This window comes from Hyphobacterium sp., from assembly GCF_965217055.1.
In the GTDB taxonomy this organism is placed as follows: Bacteria; Pseudomonadota; Alphaproteobacteria; order Caulobacterales; family Maricaulaceae; genus Hyphobacterium.
The window spans coordinates 2,406,193-2,425,875 of sequence record NZ_OZ244227.1; the positions used below are offsets into that span (position 1 = coordinate 2,406,193).

Annotated in this window: 17 protein-coding genes and 1 tRNA gene; 14 read left to right on the top strand and 4 right to left on the bottom strand. The window is 61.6% G+C overall.

The window, feature by feature from the left end:
* Positions 1-10: 10 nt before the first annotated feature.
* From gyrA to tgt, 7 genes are read left to right on the top strand one after another with little or no spacing between them, the layout of a single operon-like run.
* On the top strand, positions 11-2,773 hold the full coding sequence (gene gyrA / locus ACOOFN_RS11980; protein WP_420431783.1) for a DNA gyrase subunit A: 2,763 nt from the start codon (positions 11-13) through the stop codon (positions 2,771-2,773).
* Complete coding sequence (gene coaD, locus ACOOFN_RS11985) at positions 2,770-3,264, top strand: pantetheine-phosphate adenylyltransferase (RefSeq protein ID WP_420431785.1); 495 nt, start codon at positions 2,770-2,772, stop codon at positions 3,262-3,264. Before gyrA ends, coaD begins: the two co-directional genes overlap by 4 nt.
* Entirely contained in the window at positions 3,261-4,259 is a 999-nt protein-coding gene (locus ACOOFN_RS11990) for a peptidylprolyl isomerase (RefSeq protein ID WP_420431787.1), read from the top strand. The genes coaD and ACOOFN_RS11990 overlap by 4 nt, the downstream gene beginning before the upstream one ends.
* A gap of 3 nt (positions 4,260-4,262) precedes the next feature.
* Positions 4,263-4,715: a peptidylprolyl isomerase gene (locus tag ACOOFN_RS11995; RefSeq protein ID WP_420431789.1), complete on the top strand. Its 453-nt coding sequence runs from the start codon at positions 4,263-4,265 to the stop codon at positions 4,713-4,715.
* A 3-nt stretch (positions 4,716-4,718) separates the two neighbouring features.
* Positions 4,719-5,066 carry a VOC family protein gene (locus ACOOFN_RS12000; RefSeq protein WP_420431791.1) on the top strand — a complete coding sequence of 116 codons (348 nt, stop codon included), beginning with the start codon at positions 4,719-4,721 and terminating at the stop codon, positions 5,064-5,066.
* A 48-nt stretch (positions 5,067-5,114) separates the two neighbouring features.
* Entirely contained in the window at positions 5,115-6,173 is a 1,059-nt protein-coding gene (gene queA, locus ACOOFN_RS12005; protein WP_420431793.1) for a tRNA preQ1(34) S-adenosylmethionine ribosyltransferase-isomerase QueA, read from the top strand.
* Entirely contained in the window at positions 6,170-7,300 is a 1,131-nt protein-coding gene (gene tgt, locus ACOOFN_RS12010; protein ID WP_420431795.1) for a tRNA guanosine(34) transglycosylase Tgt, read from the top strand. The genes queA and tgt overlap by 4 nt, the downstream gene beginning before the upstream one ends.
* Here the strand turns inward: tgt and ACOOFN_RS12015 are convergent.
* Positions 7,297-7,905: a hypothetical protein gene (locus ACOOFN_RS12015; protein ID WP_420431797.1), complete on the bottom strand. Its 609-nt coding sequence runs from the start codon at positions 7,903-7,905 to the stop codon at positions 7,297-7,299. The two genes, tgt and ACOOFN_RS12015, sit on opposite strands and share 4 nt — an antisense overlap.
* A gap of 107 nt (positions 7,906-8,012) precedes the next feature.
* On the opposite strand from ACOOFN_RS12015, the gene ACOOFN_RS12020 reads away from it, so the two are divergent.
* From ACOOFN_RS12020 to astB, 6 genes are all read left to right on the top strand, one after another.
* Positions 8,013-8,088 (top strand) — tRNA-Lys (locus ACOOFN_RS12020).
* A 484-nt stretch (positions 8,089-8,572) separates the two neighbouring features.
* Entirely contained in the window at positions 8,573-9,718 is a 1,146-nt protein-coding gene (locus ACOOFN_RS12025; protein WP_420431799.1) for an OmpA family protein, read from the top strand.
* Between the two features lie 178 nt (positions 9,719-9,896).
* Positions 9,897-11,159 (top strand): hydrolase, encoded by a 1,263-nt coding sequence (locus ACOOFN_RS12030; RefSeq protein ID WP_420431801.1) that lies wholly within the window; start codon positions 9,897-9,899, stop codon positions 11,157-11,159.
* Positions 11,160-11,162: 3 nt separating this feature from the next.
* Positions 11,163-12,173: an arginine N-succinyltransferase gene (locus ACOOFN_RS12035; protein ID WP_420431803.1), complete on the top strand. Its 1,011-nt coding sequence runs from the start codon at positions 11,163-11,165 to the stop codon at positions 12,171-12,173.
* On the top strand, positions 12,170-13,630 hold the full coding sequence (astD, locus tag ACOOFN_RS12040; protein ID WP_420431805.1) for a succinylglutamate-semialdehyde dehydrogenase: 1,461 nt from the start codon (positions 12,170-12,172) through the stop codon (positions 13,628-13,630). Before ACOOFN_RS12035 ends, astD begins: the two co-directional genes overlap by 4 nt.
* Complete coding sequence (gene astB, locus ACOOFN_RS12045) at positions 13,627-14,964, top strand: N-succinylarginine dihydrolase (protein ID WP_420431807.1); 1,338 nt, start codon at positions 13,627-13,629, stop codon at positions 14,962-14,964. The genes astD and astB overlap by 4 nt, the downstream gene beginning before the upstream one ends.
* On the opposite strand, the gene ACOOFN_RS12050 is transcribed toward astB, so the two are convergent.
* Both ACOOFN_RS12050 and ACOOFN_RS12055 read right to left on the bottom strand, forming a co-directional pair.
* A complete protein-coding gene (locus ACOOFN_RS12050; protein WP_420431809.1) occupies positions 14,961-16,235 on the bottom strand; it encodes a beta/gamma crystallin-related protein in 1,275 nt (424 codons plus the stop codon). The two genes, astB and ACOOFN_RS12050, sit on opposite strands and share 4 nt — an antisense overlap.
* A gap of 83 nt (positions 16,236-16,318) precedes the next feature.
* On the bottom strand, positions 16,319-18,400 hold the full coding sequence (locus tag ACOOFN_RS12055) for an AsmA family protein (protein ID WP_420431811.1): 2,082 nt from the start codon (positions 18,398-18,400) through the stop codon (positions 16,319-16,321).
* Between the two features lie 111 nt (positions 18,401-18,511).
* On the opposite strand from ACOOFN_RS12055, the gene ACOOFN_RS12060 reads away from it, so the two are divergent.
* A complete protein-coding gene (locus tag ACOOFN_RS12060; RefSeq protein ID WP_420431813.1) occupies positions 18,512-19,273 on the top strand; it encodes a M48 family metallopeptidase in 762 nt (253 codons plus the stop codon).
* Here ACOOFN_RS12060 and ACOOFN_RS12065 read toward each other — a convergent pair.
* Positions 19,270-19,680 carry a DUF6491 family protein gene (locus ACOOFN_RS12065; protein WP_420431815.1) on the bottom strand — a complete coding sequence of 137 codons (411 nt, stop codon included), beginning with the start codon at positions 19,678-19,680 and terminating at the stop codon, positions 19,270-19,272. The two genes, ACOOFN_RS12060 and ACOOFN_RS12065, sit on opposite strands and share 4 nt — an antisense overlap.
* Positions 19,681-19,683 lie beyond the last annotated feature (3 nt).

The window sequence follows — 19,683 nt, forward strand, 5'->3', positions numbered from 1 at the left end:
AGAGGTATTCTTGAGCGACGAAAACGAACCGCCGATTTCGGATGAAGGTGTGCCGCCGCTTGATGACGGCGTAGCGCCCATCACCATCGAAGACGAGATGCGCCGCTCCTATCTCGATTACGCGATGAGTGTGATCGTCAGCCGCGCCATCCCCGACGCGCGTGACGGCTTGAAACCGGTTCACCGGCGCATTCTCTGGTCGATGCACGAACAGGGCTATACGCACGACAAGCAGTACCGCAAATCGGCCCGCGTGGTCGGTGACGTAATCGGTAAGTACCACCCGCACGGCGACCAGGCAGTCTATGACGCGCTGGCGCGGATGGCGCAGGATTTTTCGATGGGGCTGCCGCTGCTCGACGGGCAGGGCAATTTCGGTTCGGTTGACGGCGATCCGCCCGCGGCCATGCGGTACACCGAAGTGCGGATGGACAAGCCGGCCGAGGCGCTGCTGGCTGATATCGACAAATCCACCGTCGACTATGCCGACAATTATGACGGGTCGGAAAGCGAACCTGTCGTGCTGCCGGCGCGATATCCGAATCTGCTGGTCAACGGTGGTGGCGGCATTGCAGTCGGCATGGCGACCAACATCCCGCCACACAATCTCGGCGAGATCATTGATGCGACCGTCGCGCTTCTTGAAAACCCAGAGATCTCTGATCTCGACCTTCTGGACATTGTGCCGGGACCGGATTTCCCGACTGCCGCTCAGATTGTCGGCCGCGCCGGTGCGCGTTCCGGTCTCGCGACCGGCCGCGGGTCGGTCATCATGCGCGCGACCACGTCAATCGAGGAAACCCGCAAGGACCGCCAGGCGATCATCGTCACCGCAATCCCCTATCAGGTGAACAAGGCTTCGATGATCGAGAAGATCGCTGACCTGGTCCGCGAGAAACGCATTGAGGGCATTGCCGATCTGCGCGACGAGAGTAACCGCAACGGCATGCGCGTTTTCATCGAGCTGAAGAAGGACGCCAATGCCGAAGTGATCCTCAACCAGCTCTATCGCTGGTCGCCGATGCAACAGAATTTCGGCGTCAACATGCTGTCGCTGGTCGGCGGGCGCCCGCAGCTCATGGGCATGCGCGGCTACCTGCAGACCTTCCTGTCCTTCCGCGAGGAAGTTGTGGCGCGGCGCGCGCGACATGATTTGCGCAAGGCACGCGAGCGCGCCCATGTCATTATTGGCCTGGCGCTGGCCGTGGCCAATATCGACGAGGTCATCGCCTTGATCCGCAAGGCCCCGAACCCGGCTACCGCGCGCGAACAATTGATGGAGCGGGACTGGCCGGCATCGGATGTTGCGTCGCTGGTTGCGCTGGTCGCTGATCCGCGCTCGGTGCTTTCGGATGGCAATACGCTGCGCCTCACGCAAGAGCAGGCGCAAGCGATCATGGATCTGCGGCTTGCTCGCCTGACAGCTTTGGGGCGCGAGGAATTGGGCGACGAGGCCAAGGGCCTCGCGGACAAGATTCAGGACCTGCTGGACATTCTTAGATCGCGCGCCCGGATCCAGGACATCATCAAGTCCGAACTGCTCGAGGTGAAGGATCAGTTCGCGGTGCCGCGGCGGACCGAGATTCTCGATGTCGAGCTGGAGGTCGAGGACGAAGACCTGATCGCGCGCGAGGACATGGTCGTCACAGTGACGCATGGCGGTTACGTCAAGCGAACCCCCTTGTCCGACTATCGGGCGCAGCGCCGAGGCGGCAAGGGCCGCTCCGGCATGTCGATGAAGGACGAGGATTTCGTGTCCACGCTGTTCGTGGCGAACACGCACGTGCCGCTGCTCTTCTTCTCGTCCGACGGCATGGTCTACAAGTCAAAGACCTGGCGGTTGCCGATTGGCGCGCCGAACACGCGTGGCAAGGCGCTGGTCAATATCTTCCCGCTCGAGGAAGGGGTGACCATCACTTCGGTGATGGCGCTGCCCGAGGACGAGAGCGAATGGGAAAAACTGGACGTGATGTTTGCCACCACGGCGGGCACGGTGAGGCGCAACAAGCTGTCCGACTTTGTCCAGGTCAATCGCAACGGCAAGATCGCGATGAAGCTGGACGGCGAGGACCAGATCGTCGATGTGCGCTTGTGCACCGAACAGGACGATGTGCTGTTGCACACGCGCAAGGGCCGCGCGATCCGTTTTGCGACGACCGGCGTCCGCGTTTTCCGCGGCCGCAATTCGGTGGGCGTGCGTGGTGTGAAGCTGGCCAAAGGCGACTACGTCATCTCGATGGCCGTGCTCCACCACGTTGATGTCACGCCGGAAGAAGCGCGTGCCTATCTCAAGCATGCCGCAGCGATGCGGCGCGCGATGTCCGACCTCGAGGCGGGCGAGGATATCGACGATGTATCGCTGGAGGCGGGCGAGGAGGCTGCCCTGTCGCCGGAACGGATCGCCGAGCTTGGCGGCGCCGAGGAATTCGTGCTGACTGTCGCGGCAGACGGTATCGGCAAGCGCAGTTCGGCCTATGAATACCGCACCATGAACCGCGGCGGTCAGGGTGTGGCGGGGCATGACTTGTCGCGCGGCGTGCCGCTGGCGGCGAGTTTCCCGGTCGAGGATGCCGACCAGATCATGGCGGTTACCGATGGTGGCCAGTTGATCCGTTTCCCGGTCGACAGCGTGCGGATCGCGGGCCGCGCGACGCGCGGCGTCACGCTTCTCAAACCGCGTGAAGGCGAATCCGTCGTTTCGGTTGTGCGGATCGCGGAAAGCGGTGAGGATGGGGACGACGACGCGGCGGCCGAAGGCGACAGCGAAGCATGACCCAGCGCATCGCGCTTTACCCGGGCACGTTCGACCCGATCACTAATGGCCATGTCGATATTATCGGCCGGGCCGTGAAACTAGTCGACCGTTTGATCATTGGCGTCGCGATCAATGAGGACAAGGGGCCGCTGTTTTCGCTCGATGAACGGGTGGCAATGGCCCAGCGTGTCGCCGATCAGCTCGATACCGAAACCGAGATCGAAGTGAAGCCTTTCGACGGATTGCTGATGCATTTCGCCGAACAGGTGAACGCCAATATCATCGTGCGCGGCTTGCGCGCGGTTTCAGATTTCGAATACGAATTCCAGATGGTCGGCATGAACCAGCGACTGAACGCCGCTATTGAGACTGTCTTCCTGATGGCGGACCCGCGGCATCAGGCGGTGGCGTCGCGCCTGGTCAAGGAAATCGCGCGGCTCGGCGGCGATGTCACGGCTTTCGTGTCGCCTTCGGTGAAAGCGATGTTGATGGAGAAATTTGGATCATGAAACGCTTCTGGTTGTCTGGAGTATTCGGTCTTGCACTCGCCACGGCGGCATGTGCGGATAATTCGGTGGAAGAAACCGATGCCGCCAGCGATGCCGTCGCTTCTGAAGCACAGGATGACGCGGCCGCGGCGCAGGAAACCGAGCTCGCAAGCCTTGTGCAGGACGCGCCCGCGGAAACCGGGGCCGAGGTTGCCGAATACGCGTTTCCTGATGATGCATGGCGGGAAGTGCCGCAAGACCGTTTGCTCTACATCGAAACCGATCACGGCATGATCGTCATCGAGATGGCGCCCGAATTCGCGCCCCAGCATGTCGAGCGCATGACGACGCTGGCGAACGAACGTTTCTACGATTTCCTGGTGTGGCATCGTGTGATCGATGAATTCGTGGCGCAGGGCGGCGGCAGCCGCACCAATCCGTCGCATTCCACCGAAATGGACCGGGTGCCCGGCGAGTTCACGGTGCGGCGTGATCCGGCGGAGCTTGTTGTGTACGAAACCCAGGACCGGGTCATCAATCCGCGCAGCAATCCGGCGATGGCGCGGGCCGGTTTCTGGAACGGATTTCCTGTTGGCACCCAGGCTGCGGCGCTGGCCGGCATCACGGCCGACGGCCAGGTTGAGAGCTGGCTTCTGCATTGCGAGGGTGCGGCCGCGATGGCGCGAACCAGCGACCCGAACAGCGCCGGCAGCCAGTTCTACATTACGCGAGGCAATGCCGAGCACCTGAATGCGCAGTACACGGTCTGGGGCCGCGTGCGCGACGGGCAGGACGCAGTCAATGCGATTGCGGTCGGCACCATGGGCCAGGACGCGAACTTCTCGCCGGACACGATCCGCTCGATGCGGGTGGGATCCGATGAGAGCTTTGACGGACAGATAAGCGTCGAAGTCATCGACACGAATTCGGAAGCCTTTGCCATCTGGCTTGGGCCATATTGGGATCAAGGGCTGGACATCTGCGACATTGATGTGCCGGTGAGAATTACGGAGTAGGGCATGGCAGATCAGAATCTGGTATTTGAGCTCGAAGGCGGCGATGTCGTCATAAAATTGCGTGCCGATCTGGCGCCGAAACATGTGGCGCGGATCAGCGAACTCGCGGCGGACGGCTTCTATGACGGTTTGACCTTTCACCGCGTAATCGACGGTTTTGTGGCCCAAGGCGGCTGTCCTGACGGCAACGGAACCGGCGGCACCGGTCAGAAAATCGATGCCGAGTTCAACTCCGCTCCGCATGTGCGAGGCGCCTGTTCGATGGCCAGGACGTCGGATCCGAATTCGGCCGATTGCCAGTTCTTCATCTGCCTTGATGAAGTGCCGTATCTCGACAATCAGTACACGGTGTGGGGCGAGGTCGTTTCCGGAATGGAGCATGTCGACGCGTTGCCGAAGGGTGAGCCGCCGGCCAATCCGGGAAAGATCGTCGCGGCGCGGCTGGAAGCGGCCTGATCGATGACCAGCCCGGTCGTTCATTTCGAGATCGGTTGCCGCAATCTGGATGAAACCGTCGAATTCTATCAATCGGTTTTCGGCTGGGACGTTTCGCCAGGCAGCGACATGTCGCGGTCGGTTGAATCGACTGGGCCGGACGGCATGTCCGGGCATTTCACTTCGCTGGGCCACGAGCCGCATAATTATATCAACATCTATATACGAGTGGACGATATCGACGCCTCAATCGATAAGGTGCGCGCGGCGGGAGGCGAAGCCCTGATCGGTCCTCTTCCGACGCCGCAAGGCGATCAATTCGCCTGGATCAAGGATCCGGCCGGTAACACAATAGGATTGCTCGGACCTTAGCAGCCCGCGGCTTGCTCCGCGCGGTCGCAACAGATAGACCGCGCCGCCATGCGACTGAGCGACTTCGATTTCGACCTGCCGGAAGACCGGATCGCATTGCGTCCGGCGCGGCCGCGTGATGCAGCCCGGTTGCTTCACATTCCGGCAGCTGGTCGGTTTGGCGATCATGGCGTGCTGGAGCTGCCGGACTTGCTGCAGCCCGGCGACGTGCTCGTGCTCAATGACACCCGGGTTCTGCACGCTGCCTTGGCTGGTGTCCGGCCTGCGCGCGATCCTGATGGCGGCGATGTGAAAGTGTCGGTCAATCTCCACAAGCGCGAGGGAGACTGCCGCTGGCGCGTTTTCGCGAAACCGGGAAAGCGGCTGCGCGTCGGTGACGAAATCGCGTTCGAAGGTCTCCGCGCTCGAATTGAAGCAAAGTCTGACGGCGGCGATTTCCTGATTCATTTCAATGTGTCAGGGCGGAAGCTTGAAAGTGCGATTCAGCGATGCGGGGCGCCGCCATTGCCACCCTATATTGCCTCCAAGCGCAGCGTTGATGCGTCGGATGAAGAAGATTACCAGACGACGTTTGCTGCCGCCGACAAGGCCGAATCCGTGGCCGCTCCGACGGCCGGTCTGCACTTTACCGACCGATTGATGGCGGCGCTCGATGCGCGCGGCGTGAAGCGCGCGACGGTGACGCTGCATGTCGGCGCGGGCACTTTTCTTCCGGTCAAATCGGAAAACGTGCAAGAGCATCAAATGCATGCCGAATGGTGTGAAGTTTCCGATTCAACAGCGGGCCTCATCAACCACGCGAAGCGCGACGGGAAACGGATCGTCCCGGTTGGAACGACTGCGCTGCGCACGCTCGAGAGCATGGCCGGGCCAGACGGGCTCCGGGCCGGGTCGATGGAGACCGCCATCTTCATCACGCCGGGCTATGAGTTTCGCATGACCGACGCGCTTCTGACGAATTTCCACCTGCCGAAATCGACGCTCTTCATGCTGGTCTCGGCTCTCGCCGGACTCGACCGGATGCAAGCGGCCTATGCGCATGCAATCGCCGAACGCTACCGCTTCTTCTCCTATGGCGATGCCTGTCTGATAGAGGCTGCGGAATGAGTGCTTTCCTTTTTGATATTCACGCCACTGACGGCGCGGCGCGGACCGGTGTCCTGAAGACGGCGCGCGGCGATATCCGCACCCCCGCCTTCATGCCGGTCGGCACAGCAGCTACGGTTAAGGCGCTTTACCCAGAACAGGTAAGGGCGGCCGGCGCCGACATCATTCTCGGTAACACCTATCATCTGATGCTGCGCCCCGGCGCCGAGCGGATCAGGCGTCTGGGCGGCCTCCACGAATTCATGCGCTGGGACGGTCCGATCCTCACCGATTCGGGCGGATTCCAGGTCTGGTCTCTCGCGGGGCTTCGCAAGCTGACGGAGGCCGGCGTCGAGTTCCAGTCGCATATCGACGGGTCCAGACACCAGCTTACGCCGGAACGCGCGGTGGAGATCCAGGCCGATCTTCTGGGCGCCGATATCTCGATGCAGCTCGACGAGTGCACGAATTTCCCGTGCACGGAGGATGAGGCCCGTGCCTCGATGGAGCTGTCGCTGCGTTGGGGCGCGCGCTGCAAGGCCGCGTTCGGCGAGCGCGAAACGCAGGCGCTTTTCGGAATCGTGCAGGGGTCGGTCTTCGAAGGACTTCGCAGAGAGTCTGCACGCCGTTCGATCGAAACCGGCTACGACGGTTATGCGATCGGTGGTCTGGCGGTCGGCGAGGGGCGGGAAACCATGTGTGAGGTCCTCGACTTCACTGTGCCGGAATTACCGGTAGACCGGCCGCACTATCTGATGGGCGTAGGCAAGCCGATTGATCTCGTCGAGGCGGTGGCGCGCGGCGTCGACATGTTCGACTGCGTAATGCCGACGCGGTCGGGGCGGCACGGCCAGGCCTGGTCGGATTTCGGCCCGGTAAATCTCAAACGTGCCGAGTTCGCCGAGGACGGTGCGCCGCTCGATCCGGAGATCGATTGCCCGGCCAGTCGAGACTATTCGAAGGCCTATCTGCACCATCTCGTTCGGGCCGGCGAATACCTCGCGGCCATGCTGATCAGCTGGCACAATGTGGCGTATTACGAGCACCTGATGGCCAGGATGCGGGCGGCAATCCGGGAGCAAAGGTTTGCGTCTTTTGCAGACGAATTCCGGGCGCGGTGGACCGAAGGCGAAAACCGGCGGGCCTAGTCGACCGGATCAGACAATCCGTATTCGTCGAATGCGCGGGTCAGATAGGATTCGCCACACCCGAAACCGTCGAACAATCCACGCAAATAGGCGCGCCGGTTGAGGGCTGTCGTGCGTTGTACGCGGGCTTCACGTTCGATTTCGCCGGCGCGGCCGACGAACCGCAATACGGGGCGGGCCGGATTTAGCCCGACTATGGCAGAGTGATAAAGGTCGCGCGCGCCCTGACTCACCGCACTGCCGCTCCGTCCCGCCCACATGACGGAGCGTTCGCGCCAGCTGCGCTCTTCGGCTGTCTCGTTTTCCCGTTGTTCGGGCACGTAAATCACCTCCGCCCCGAGTACGGCCGTCAGGCGTGCAATGTCCCGCGCCGTGGTTGAACAGACGCGCCGCGCGCCTTCACCACCATAAGGCGTAGGCACCGTGTTATCGCCTTCATCCACCATGACCCGGCCAGGGCGGTCCTGGGGCATGCCCAGAGCGTCGGCCAGGGCGCTCTGGGTTGTCTCGACACTTGCGGATCGGAGTTCGCCAGCGCGGTTGGCGGTACTACATGCGGCCAATGCGGCCGCGCCGAGGACAACGAAAAGGCGAAATGGTTTCATGGTGCAAATTTAACAGCTGTCTGCGAAACTGCACCTGCCGAATTCAAATGCCGTGCAGCATTATTGACCTCGGGGGTCGGCTCCTATAGGTCGTGCCTTCCTTCTCGGAGCCCGTAGCTCAGCTGGTAGAGCAACTGACTTTTAATCAGTAGGTCCACGGTTCGAACCCGTGCGGGCTCACCATCCTCCCCGGATCGGTTTTTGTGATTGCCGCCGTCTTCCACGCGCTTGCCGCGGCAACCGTGAATCGCGTGCTGTTTGACCAGAATCGCTGCCCGATTTCCCTTGTCAACAGAGCCGCCGTCGGCTCATTTCGGCGGCAATCTGGGGATGATAATTGCTTAAATCGAAGGGAACCGGTGCGATTATGCAACACCGGTTTTTCGCTTAACTGGTGCGATGTTTGCCGATAGCCCTTCGGCATTGCCCAATAGATACTGGAAACAGAGGCGGAAATCGCTTTTGAGGGGAATTGAAATTGACTTGCCCGGGCAGCGATTGGGCTTGGGGTAAACACCGCGATATCCACGCTTTGGGCTGGCCTCGCAAAAAAAATTCCTGTAGTTATTCGCATAGCGCGTATCGTTATTGCGCTTCACCTATGTCCGGATTTTCTTCGGGCAGATTAGTTAACGCGATGGAGGCATTTGCCTCCGGAGGGGGTAAAATGAAAAAGTGGCTTCTCACAGCGGCCGCGACCGGTGCCATCGCGATGGCGGCCGGCGCTGCGTCTGCTGACGAAGGCTGGTATGCCAGTTTTGGTGTCGGTAACGGCGGCTTCGGCGATGCTGAAGTTGAGGGTTACCAAAGCGGCGATGAAATCAACGGTGCCGGCGATTGGCGCCAGAGCGCTGCATTGGGCTATGACTGGGCCGATGGTTGGCGCGCCGAGCTGGAAGCAGCTCACCGCTACAATGATTTCGGCCGGATCGGTGCGCACGAGAATTCTTCGAGCTCGATGCACATCTGGTCGGCGATGCTGAATGTCTATCGTGATTTCGGTGGTGGCAGTTTCGCGACCCCGTATGTCGGTGCCGGTATCGGTGCTGCGCACGTTGCAGCTAACCTGCAAGGCTTCACGAGCGGCGCCACGCCAATCGTCGCCGGCGGTGCCTTCGTCAATCCGGCGGGCACCACGTTCAACATCCTGGACGACACGGACATCACCTACATCATGAACTTGATGGCAGGTGTCGGCTGGCATCTCTCGGATCAGCTGATCCTTGATACCCAGTATCGTTATGTCTTCGTCGGCGAGACGGATTACAGCGGTACGGCTTATTCGAACACCAGCCTGACGGGCGGTAACCTGACCCAGGGCAAGGTCGACAGCTTTGGTGGCCATGAAGGCTGGATCCAGCTGCGGTATCTGTTTGCGGCTCCGCCGCCGCCGCCGCCGCCTCCGCCGCCGCCGCCTCCGCCTCCTCCGCCGCCGCCTCCGCCTCCTCCGCCGCCGCCTCCGCCGGTTGTGTGTGAAGATGTGGGCTTCGTTGTCTACTTCGAGTGGGATCGCTCGAACCTGACGGATCAAGCCCGTGCGGTGATCAACCAAGCGGTCAACCAGGCCCGTAATTGCGGCGTTTCCAGCGTCTCGATCGACGGCTTTACCGACCGTTCTGGTCCTTCGGCCTACAATGTGGGTCTGTCCGAGCGCCGTGCACGTGCGGTCCGCGACGAACTGGTTCGCCTCGGCGTTCCGGCCAGCGCGGTCTCGCTGCAAGCCTTCGGTGAGACCCGCCTTGCGGTCCAGACGCCGGATGGTGTCCGCGAACCGCTCAACCGTCGTGCAGAGGTCCTTATCGACCTTCGCTAACCTGACGGTGGGTTACTAAAAGAAGCGGTCCGGCCAGAAATGGCCGGGCCGTTTTCTTTTGCGCGACAGGCTCTGCCGGGCCGGCACAGGCCGATGCCTTGACCTGACGGTCGAGCCCAATAGAAGTGGTGCTCCCGCGCGGGCGGCTTGGCCCGCACGACGAGATGCCGGGATAATCATGACCGACGCGATTACGCTTTCACCGGAAGAGACCGACGCGCTCGATTGGGTCGAGACACAGTCGGATTCAATGGTCGAGACGCTGCGCCGCTGGATAAACATCAATTCCGGCAGCCGGAACAGCGAAGGCCTGGAAACCATGCGCGCCGAGCTTGAAACGGCGTTCGCGCCGCTCGGCGGCGATATCCGCGCCGAAATGCTGAAACCCACGACGGTTGTCGAGAAGAACGGCGATGTCAAAGAGCAGACCTTCACGCCATCTTTTCGTTTGACCCAGCGCCGGGACGCGCCGATCCGCATCGTTTTGACCGGCCATCATGATACGGTGTTTCCGGAGGAAGACAGTTTCCAGTCCTGGACGATGCGCGATGCCGATACGATGAACGGCCCGGGCGGCGCGGACATGAAGGGCGGCATACTGGTCATGCTGCATGCGTTGATGGCACTGGAACGCCACCCTCAGCGCGAACAGATCGGGTATGACGTGCTGATCAGCCCGGATGAAGAGATCGGTTCGCTGGGCTCCGGCCCGATCCTGCATGAACTTGGATCGCGTGCCGATATCGGCATGACCTACGAGCCGGCGCTGGCCGACGGATCGCTCGCTGGCGCACGCAAGGGGTCGGGCAATTGGTCACTCAAGGTTTCCGGCTGGGCGGCTCATGCCGGCCGCGAGCATCATCTTGGCCGAAATGCGATTGTGGCGGCCGCCGAATTCTCGCTGGCGCTGGACGTGCTGAACGGCCAACGTGAAGGCGTGACGTTCAATGTGGCGCGCATCGATGGCGGCGGTCCGCCCAACGTTGTGCCGGCCAATGCCGTCGTGCGCTTCAATGTCCGCGTCAATGACGAGCATGATCAGGCCTGGGTGCTTGAAAATCTCGAGCGGCTCACGCAGGAGACCGCGCGGCGAGACGGTATCGCAGCCAAAATGTTCGGCGGATTTACGCGGCCGGCCAAGCCGATGACGGCAGCCAACCGGCAGATGTTCGACTGGACGCGAGCGGCGGGCGGCGCGTTGGGACTGGACATCAAGTGGAATGCCACAGGCGGCGTTTGCGAAGGAAATAATCTGTGGGCGGCCGGATGCCCGAATGTCGACACGTTGGGCGCCTGCGGAGCAGATATTCACTCCCACGATGAAATCGTGCTTCTCTCCAGCCTGCCCGAACGCGCGAAGTTGTCGGCCATCATGTTGATGAAATTCGCGAGCGGGGAGTTCGATGCAAAATCGGCACGTGCACTGGCGGCGGGGACATAAGACATGCTGAGAGTTCGGGCGGCGCGCCGCAACGATATTGATGCCTTCGTGAAACTGGCGGAGGCGGCGGGAACGGGATTTACCAGTCTCGCGCTGAGCCGCGATGAGCTGGCGGCGAAGCTTGAGCGATCGGAAGCGGCCTTTGCCTCGACGGCCGGACGGCCCCAGGAACTGGCGTATCTGATGATGCTGGAGGACACCGAGACAGGCGAGGTGGCCGGATGTTCGGCGGTCAAGGACGCGGTCGGGCTGTCGAAGCCTTACTATGACTTCAAGATCGTCACGCTGGCTCAGTCGTCGAAGGAAGCCGAGCGGCGTTTCGACATGGATGTGATGCTGCTCGTCAATGATTTCGCGGGCTGTTCAGAGGTGGGCACCCTGTTCGTCGGTGAACAGGTGCGAGGGCGCGGCGCGGGGCGGCTTGTGGCGCAAACACGTTACCTGCTGATAGCGGCCGATTATGACCGCTTCGGACCGCACGTTCTGGCGGAACTCCGGGGTGTCGTGAGCGAGGATGGCTCTTCGCCCTTCTTCGACAATGTCACGCGGCCCTTCTTCCGCATGAGTTTCGACGAAGCCGACCGGATGAGCGCCGCCGCCGTCGACAACCAGTTCATCCTCGACCTGATGCCGAAGCATCCGATCTATGTCGACGTCCTGCCGGAAGCGGCGCGCGCGGTGATCGGCGCGACCCACGAACAGGGCAAGGGTGCGCGGGCCTTACTCGAGTGGGAAGGTTTCACCTACAATCGCTATATCGACATTTTCGATGGCGGTCCGCTGATGTCGGTGCCGACCCGGCAGGCGCGCACCGGCCGTGAAAGCCGGCTGATGACCGTGGCCGCTGGCGGCGGCGAGATAGATGCGATCGTGACGACCGACCGGTTCGATGATTTCCGGTCAATCCGCACGACGGTGTCGCTGGACGGCCAAAGCGTCGGTCTTTCCGAAGATGCCCAGCGTGCACTCAATCTTGCGAGCGGCGACTCAGCCAGAGTTTGGAGTCGAACATGAAACTGACCGGACAATGCTTCATTGGTGGCAGCTGGCGCGATGGCCAGGGCGAAGCCTTCCGCTCAACCGATCCGACGGTCGCGAAAACGGTCTGGTCCGGTCGTGCCGCTAGTGCTGCAGATGTCGATGCGGCGTTTGCGGCTGCACGCGAGGCCTTTCCCGGTTGGGCGAGACAATCCCTGGCGTCGCGTCTTGAGGTCATCGAGCGGTTCGGCAAAATGCTTGGCGAGCACAAGGACGCGATCGGCGAACTGATCGCGAGGGAGACCGGCAAACCCCTGTGGGACTGTCTTGGCGAGGCCGGCGCCATGGCCGGCAAGATCGGGATCTCGGTCCGGGCCCATGCGGAGCGGACGGGTGAGTTTCGCAATGAAACAGATTTCGGTGCGGCAGAGCTGCGTCACAAACCGCTCGGCGTGATGTTCGTGCTCGGCCCGTACAATTTTCCGGGGCACCTGCCGAACGGTCACATCGTGCCGGCGCTGATCGCCGGGAACACCTGTGTCTTCAAACCCTCGGAACTGACTCCTGCTGTCGGCGAGTACATGATCCGGCTGTGGGAGGCGGCAGGCTTGCCGGCTGGTGTCTTGAACCTGATACCGGGCGCTCGGGACACAGGCGCTGCGGCGCTTGATCATGACGCGCTGGACGGCGTGTTGTTTACCGGCTCGCACAATACCGGCCAATTCATTCACAAGAAATTTGCCGGAAGGACCGGTATACAACTGGCACTCGAAATGGGCGGCAATAACCCGCTGGTTGTCTGGGATGCCAAGGACGCCGAGGCGGCCGCGCGGATCGCCGCATTCTCCGCGTTCGTCACGTCAGGGCAGCGATGCTCATGCGCCAGACGGGTCATCCTGCCTGAAGGCGCCGGCGGCGACGCCGTGGTCGCGTCGCTAATTGACATCGCGAAACGCCTGCCTATCGGCGCATGGAATGATCTGCCGGAACCCTTCATGGGGCCACTGGTCTCTTCCGCAGCTGCCGAGCAGGTCATCAAGGCACAGGCGTCGCTGATCAAGCAGGGCGGCCGACCGCTCTTGCTTGCCGAGCAGCTCGATCGCGGCGCAGCCTTTGTCTCGCCCGGCATCATCGACGTGACAGGCACTGATCATCCCGACGCGGAAGTCTTCGGTCCTCTGGTCAAGATTATCCGGGTGGCAGATTTCGAAGCGGCGCTGGCGGAAGCCAACAACACCGCTTATGGCCTTTCGGCCGGGCTGGTGAGCGATGACCCGGACCTTTGGGACCGTTTTCGCATTGAATCCCGGGCAGGCATCGTGAACTGGAATCGCCCGACTCCGGGAGCTGCCTCGAACATGCCGTTTGGCGGTCCGGGACAATCGGGCAATCTGCGGCCATCGGCCTATTACGCCGCGGACTATTGTGCCTATCCCGTTGCCAGCCAGATCGCAGAAAGGCCCGAACGCATCGCCCTGAAAGGCCTTTCATGAGTGGAGTAGAAGCCAATTTCGACGGGATTATCGGGCCGACACACAATTACGGCGGGTTGAGTTTCGGAAACATTGCTTCCGACCGGAATCGCGGCGCAGTGTCGTCGCCGAAAGCCGCTGTTCTCGAAGGGCTTGGCAAGGCGAAAGCGCTGGCTGATGCCGGCCTGGTGCAAGGCGTGCTCCCGCCGCAGGAGCGGCCGGCACTGGATTATTTGCGTACACTCGGGTTTGCAGGCAGCGATGCCGCCGTGATCGAGTCGGCCTGGAAAGCCAGCCCGGCTCTGGTTCGCAATGTCTATTCGGCATCGCCCATGTGGGCGGCCAACGCGGCCATGATTTCACCGTCTGCGGATACCGGAGATGGGCGACTGCACATGACGCCGGCCAATCTGGTGACGACGTTGCACCGGTCGCTGGAGGGAGCGGCCACAGAGCGGGCCCTCAAGCGTGTGTTTCCGGGCGACTGCTTTGCCATCCATGAACCGCTGCCCCTGCAAACAACATTTGCCGATGAAGGAGCGGCCAACCATGTCCGCCTGTGTGCGGAACACGGTGCGCCGGGCGTCGAGATATTCGTTTACGGGCGTGAGGGCGGTGAGTTGCAGACCGGGCACTTTCCGGCGCGCCAGACGCGCGAGGCTTGTGAGGCGATCGCTCGCCGTCATGGGCTCGATCCGAAACGCTGCGTCTTGCTGAAACAATCCCGTGCGGCCATTGATGCCGGCGCCTTCCACAACGATGTGGTTTGCGTTGGCGCGCTCAACACGTTGTTCTTCCATGAAATGGCGTTCGCAGATACCGAGGTCGCACGCGCTGCCATTACGCGCGCGGCCGAAGGCTTGTTCGAGCCGGTTTTCGTGGAAGTACCGGACGAAGAGGTGCCGATCCGCGATGCCATCACGAGCTATCTCTTCAACTCGCAGCTGCTGGCCATGCCGGGCCAAGATCGGTTGATGCTGAATGCCCCGGTCGAGTGCGAGGAAACGGACTCGACCCGTGAATACTGTGCGCGAATGACGACCGGCAATGGGCCTATCGGCAGGGTTGCGTTCGTCGATGTGCGGCAATCGATGCGCAATGGTGGGGGCCCCGCCTGCCTGCGATTGCGCGTGGTACTCACCGACGACGAGCGAGCGGCGGTCAACCAAGACTGCCTGATGTCGACGGCCTTGTTTGCCAAGCTGACCAACTGGGCCAACCGCCATTATCGCGACGAATTGCATCCGGATGATTTGCGTGATCCATCCCTGATCGAGGATAGCCGGTCAGCCCTGGATGCGCTGACCGGCCTTCTTGGGCTGGGTTCGGATTTCTATCCGTTCCAGCGGAGTTAGCGCCAGGCGTCCGACTTCGGACCATAATAACCGCCGCCTTCGGGCCGCACGGATGAGATCCGATTGCCCAACCCATAGGCATTGAGATTGCGGACCCGGCCGGAAATTGTCCGGCAGGGCGAACCAAAATTGGAATCCTCGCAAACCGTCCAGTCGCCATAGCCGTTGACGATCGCCGACATGGCGCGGTCGTTCCAGCCCTGGCGCGTGAGATTATAGGTCTCGCGATCAATCACGATTGACGGTCCGGTGAAATTCGGGCCGGCAAACAGGGTGAGCGTACCATCGGGCCCGTAATTGCCACCCGGTCCGTTATAGCCGGGATCGACATAGGCTTCCGGGCGCAGCGAGGTGACGCGATTGCCGAGACCATAGGCATTCAGATTGCGCACACGGCCCGAAACAGTCCGGCAGGGCGAGCCAAAATTCGCGTCCTCGCAAATGGTCCAGCTGCCGTTGCCCTCGACGACCAGCGACATCGCCCGGTCATTCCACCCTTGGCGCGTGAGATTATAGGTCTCGCGGTCGATATTGATTGACTGACCGGTGAAATTGGGACCGGCATAGAGGGTCAGAGAGCCATCGCCATATCCGCTACCGGGATAACCGCCACCGGGTCGACCGCTGTCGTAAACACGGCGGACCGAAGACAATTGATTGCCCAAATTTATGGTGCGCAGGCCGGGCGTGTCGCCATCGAGCGCCGAACAGCGGCCGCGATAATTGGCATGCTCGCAGAACTCCCAGGCTTCGCCGCGCGCGATCAGGACAGATTGCGCCCGGTCATTGAAGTTCCGGCCCATCAGATTGAGGTTGTCATTATAGATATGGACGGACTCGCCGCGATAGCGCGGCCCGTCGAAGAGAATGATGCCGTTGCGCGGCCGGTCAACATTGCCAGGACGGCCCGGGCGGCCGGGTCTTCCGGGACCGGCGTCGTATTCCATCCGCGCCGAGCTGATATTGCCGGCAAGCTGGAACGGGTTGAGATTGGCAACATCATTCGTGAATTGATGGCAGACGCCTTGAAAATTCGCGTGGTGGCAAAGCGTCCAGCTGCCTGCGCCTTCAATCCGTATGGACTGGGCGCGATCGTTAAAATTGATCGTCTGAAAATTGACGACATCGCTGCGGATCGTCACGGATTGGCCTGAATAATTCAGACCGGAATACAGCGTTAGTGACCGGTTCCTGTTGCCGTGCTGTGCATCGGCGACGCTCGCCATGCACATGACTGCAGAAATCGCGACCATCAATGTCAGTATTCGCATCTTCGTCTCCCAGCATTGGACTACAGTGTTGCATTTCACTCAATTTCGCTCATCTATCCTGAACCTGCGACAACAGGGATGCGCTAGTTGCCATCGCCATTGTCGGTGTCTTCCTCATCACTACTGTTGCCGATATTTCCGAGCAGGCCACGCAGAAGGCGCTCCGCCGGGTCGCTTGGCTCTTCCTGATTGCCATCGCCGTTGTCATCGGCACCGTCATCGCCGCCCAACCCGAGTGCGCTGCCGATTGCATTGCGCAGGGCGTCCTCGGGATCTTGTCCCGTGATCACGCCTTGCACCGTTCCCTGCAGCAGCGCCCGGCCGACCACGTCCCAGTCGATCCCGACGCTTGGATCACTGAACGTCCCACGGATCACGATAGGCACGACGACGCCGCGCAAATCTCGATCGCCGCCCTGACCCTCGATGCTGGCAACTGCTTGTGGCCGCAGCCGATAATCCATCGTCTGGCCGCCGATATCGACGGTGCCGCTCCCGTCCACACGCACCAATGGACTCAAGAGAATGAGGTCGGAATTCCGGGCAATGCCATTCGATACGCCGAAGCTTCCTTCGAGCGCGGTGAAGTCGGTTTCCTCGCTTTCGCCGAAACCGTCGGGCAAACGGCGATTCGTCAACGCCGACTCGATCCCGCGGATTGCTTGCGCGACGTTGACGCCGCGAATGGCACCGTCGGCAAATGCGAAGTTGCCATTGCCATTGAGCGCGTTCATCACCGCGTCTTGGCTCCCGCCAGATGTCAGCAGATCGATACGGATGCGGCCCGTACCCGTCAGCCTGTCAAATCCGGCGGCGGCCTCGAGCAGCGGGCCCGCCGCGACGGATTGCAAATCTGCCGTGACCCGGAATGAGGGCGTGGCGGTGCGGCCATTGGCAACAAAGCGGGCCGTGCCCGCGCCCTCATAGAGCGTGATGCGTGTCAGGTTGACGTCTAGCCGCGAGTTCGCGAGATCGACGTCCAGAGCGGCATCCGAGATCTCGATTGCCTGAACCTGCAAACGCCCGACCGTCAGCGACAGATCGGCATCCGCGACACCAAGTGCGGACAGATTGATCGTCTCGCGTGACCATGGCGGAACGCCGGATGCTGAGGCCTCGGTGTCCGGCGCCACCGGAATGTAACGCGTGACATCCAGGTCGGGCACGTCGAGCGCGCCGCTAATTGCAGGCCGCGCGCCGGACAAATTGACTGCGACGCGGCCGGTGGCTGTTATATCGTCCAGCCGGATGCGTCCGCCGGATCCCGAGGCATTCAGCGAAACATCGGACAGTCCGCCGCGGAGTTGTCCGGTAAAGGCGAACCGCTGCAGGCTGTCGCCCGGCGGCAGCGGCGATCCGGCAAAATTGGCGAGGTCGCGAATGGACGGGATTTCGACCGACAGCCGACCATCGTAGCGGAGCGTTTCTCCCGCCGGAATCACGCCGTCGAAACCGAGATCTATGAGATCGCCTCCGAGATCGAGGCGGGCGTCAACCTCTTCGCCTTCGAAAAATCCGCGTAGCGATCCGAGCCGTGCGGCGAGTGTCATCGCCTCGCCATCGGCCGACAGCTCGCCTTCGATTTCGAGCGGTTCGTCCAGCCCCGGCATGTGGATGGTCAGGTCCAGCCCGTCGATTTCACGTGTCTGGCTGCCATCGGCATAACTGATGAACCCATCGACGATCCGAATGTCGCCAAGTGATGCTTCGAAGGGAAGGGCACCCGGCTGACGAAGCCACTCGCCAGACGCGGTGACAGGGGCAGCCGATGGCTCAGCGCGGCCAAGCGTCCAGTTATTGCGGTTGCCGCGCTGTTCGAGCCGGATGGTGGGTTCGATCAGCACGAACTCCTCGATCACGACGTTGCGCGAGAGCAGGGGCCAGAGCTGCACACCCACCCGCATTTCTTCCATTTCTGCGAACGGCGCCTCGCCGAAACCTTCGGCATTCGCGATGGTGACGTTATGCGCTTCGATCTGCACCCGCGGCAGGATACGGAGACTGACTTCACCTGCGAGGGTCACTTCACGACCGAGGTTTTCGCTGGCGGCCTGTTGAGCCTGGTCGCGATAAACTGTCTCCGGAATGACAAAGGGCAGGATGATGGCTGCCAGCACGACGGCCACCAGCAAAAGCAGGAAGAAAGAGAACAGGCGGCGCAGCATTAATCCCTCCGCAGAATCAAGCGCGGCTATTTTCCGCGCAATGTTTCCGGTTAGTATAGCGGCAAGACTGACAGACTTTCAGGGGGGGGCATGACAATTCGCAAAATTCCGATGAGTCGCCGTGATATTGTTCTCGGCATTTCGGCTGGAACCATCATCCCGGTTGCGGGATGTGCGCAGAACAGTGCGCTCGGCCGCTCCCAGCTGCAGCTGGTGTCGAATGACCAGATCATGCTGCTGTCGCAGCAGGCTTGGCAGGAGGCCCTGCAGCGCGAACGCGTGCTGCGGGATCCGCGCTATAACCGGCGGCTTCAGCGGGTCGGCGCGAACATGGTTGCGCGTACCGGGCTGGCCGATCTCGATTGGGAATTTGTGGTCATCGATTCAGACCAGGTAAATGCCTGGGTGTTGCCGAACGGCAAAGTTGCCTTCTACCGGGGCATTCTCGACATCATGGAAGAGGACGGGCACATCGCCACGGTGATGGGGCACGAAATGGGCCATGTCGCAGGCCGGCATGCAGCGGAGCGGGCCAGCCAGCAACGTGCGAGCCAGATCGGATTGCAAATCGCAGGCGCGTTGCTGCAGCAACAAGGTGTGGATTTCAACGACGACATGGCGGCTGCCTTGGGGGCCGGTGTCACTTACGGCGTGATCCTGCCGTATTCGCGTCAACACGAATTCGAGGCCGATCGGCTTGGCGTCGATTACATGGTCATGGCCGGATATGCCCCGCACCAGGCGCTCGATTTCTGGGTGGCCATGTCGACGCTGCACCAGGATGCGTCATTCGAATTCATGTCCACGCACCCGTCAGACGAAGCGCGGATCGACGCGATGCGCGCGCACATTGCCGCGCAGGGCTACGCCTAGTCGGACCCGTTGCTGTCGTCGGCAGCTGCGGCAGCGGCACGTGCGTCAATAAGCGCCCGGGCGGCGTCAACGTTTTCGACGGCCTCGATCGTGTCGATCGCACAGCGAAAGCCGTCGTCCGGGATCAGATACTCGACCATGGGCGGGCAGATCGTTTCGGTCTCGCCAAATGTCGTTGCGATGCGGGCGCCAAAATTCAACCCCGGACAGCTATGACGCGTGGTGACCAGGTAATGGCGGCTGGCGCCGCCCCGGAGCACGACGTGATGGCGATCGATCACGCTGTAACCATTGATGTTCGTGAGGCGAAGGCAACGCGGACCTTCTCCATTGCTGTCCTGTTGTGCCAGCGCCGGCGCAGTGAATGCCGCGACGGCAACCAGAGCTGCGTAAATCAGTGACTTCATCTC